The organism is Halomonas sp. 707B3, from assembly GCF_024158645.1.
GTDB classification, from domain to species: domain Bacteria; phylum Pseudomonadota; class Gammaproteobacteria; order Pseudomonadales; family Halomonadaceae; genus Vreelandella; species Vreelandella lionensis.
Genome location: NZ_JAMZBE010000298.1, coordinates 1 through 1,349, shown reverse-complemented (window position 1 = coordinate 1,349; position 1,349 = coordinate 1). Strand labels below are relative to the sequence as shown.

Here is a 1,349-nt window from a genome sequence, read left to right as displayed (position 1 = left end):
GGCTCTTCGACGTTGGGTGTGGAATTCGCCCCCTGAGCTGGGCCAGAATATGACCTCCACAGCGGCAGGAGGTATGACATGGACGGCACCCAGATTCTAACACTCGGCCTGGGCTTGGAAGCGCCCTGGATCCTCAAGAACCAGTACCTGGATACCGCCGTGTCGCCCCACCGCTTGGACCTCTATGTCGAGGCGGAGCGAGGCAGTCTCTATCCCTGTCCAGAATGTGGTAAGGCCTGCCAAGCTCATGACTTTGCCGACAAAACCTGGCGGCATCTGAACTTCTTTCAGCATCACTGTTACCTGCATGCTCGCGTGCCGCGCACGAAGTGTCCTGACCATGGCGTCAAGCGCATAGAGGTGCCCTGGGCCCGGCCGGGCAGCGACTTTACCCTGCTGTTCGAGCAAGCGGCCATGTCACTGGTCAAGGAGATGCCGGTACTGGCCGTCTCCCGCCAGTTGGAGATTTCCGACAAACGACTATGGCGCATCGTGCACCACTACGTTGGCCGCATGTTGGGGGAACTGGATCTGTCCAAGGTGGTGACGGTCGGCGTGGACGAAACCGCCTCCCGGCGCGGTCATCGCTATGTCACGGTGTTCCTCGACATGCAGCGCAAGCGGGAACCGGTTATCTTTGCCGTCCCAGGCTGCGGCAAGGATGCCATCCAGGCTTTCAGCGCCTTCCTGGCGGCCCATGGCGGCGACCCGAATAATGTGGTCGAGGTCGTCTGCGATATGTCGCCAGCCTTCCTTAGCGGCGTGACCGAGCACCTTCCCAAGGCCGAGGTAACGGTCGACTGGTTCCATATCGTACAGACCTTCACCAAGCGGCTGGACGAGGTACGCAAGAAAGAGCGCCGGGAGCAGGGGCACCCCAAGTCGCTGCGCTGGGCCCTGCTGAAGAACCTGGATAACAAGAACCTGACACCCAAACAGCTTTCGGCGCTCCAGGAGTTGGTGGCCGATCAGAGCGCCACGGCCGATGCCTGGGTGATCAAGGAGAAGCTACGCTGGATCCAGAAGGCCCCGACGCCCAGAGCGGCTCGATGGCGCATCACGAACTACCTCAAGGTCATGCAGGCGGCGGTGTCTGAAAAGCCACTACTGAAGCCGATGGGGAAAGCCCTGGCGACGCTTGAGCGGCACGCCGACGCGGTGGTCAGACGCTGGCTCTCGGGACTGACGAACGCAAGACTGGAAGGAATGAATGGTCTGTTCCAAGCGGCTCGGTCACGGGCACGTGGCTACCGGAACGAGGCCAACTTTATCGCCATGATCTACCTGATTGGCAGCCCGGTGGGCCGCCTATTCGATCAGGCCAAATCCACGTGAAGTGACGAAGAACC

The 1,349-nt window shown here is 60.9% G+C and carries 1 protein-coding gene; it reads left to right on the top strand.

The genetic code is table 11. The features are described 5' to 3' along the window. Window positions 1–78: 78 nt before the first annotated feature. Window positions 79–1,335: an ISL3 family transposase gene (locus tag BIS10_RS18760; protein WP_253507804.1), complete on the top strand. Its 1,257-nt coding sequence runs from the start codon at window positions 79–81 to the stop codon at window positions 1,333–1,335. Window positions 1,336–1,349: the final 14 nt, after the last annotated feature.

Excerpts from the sequence above, each read along its gene's own strand:
- BIS10_RS18760 (WP_253507804.1), top strand. The coding sequence starts at position 79 with ATGGACGGCACCCAGATTCTAACACTCGGCCTGGGCTTGGAAGCGCCC.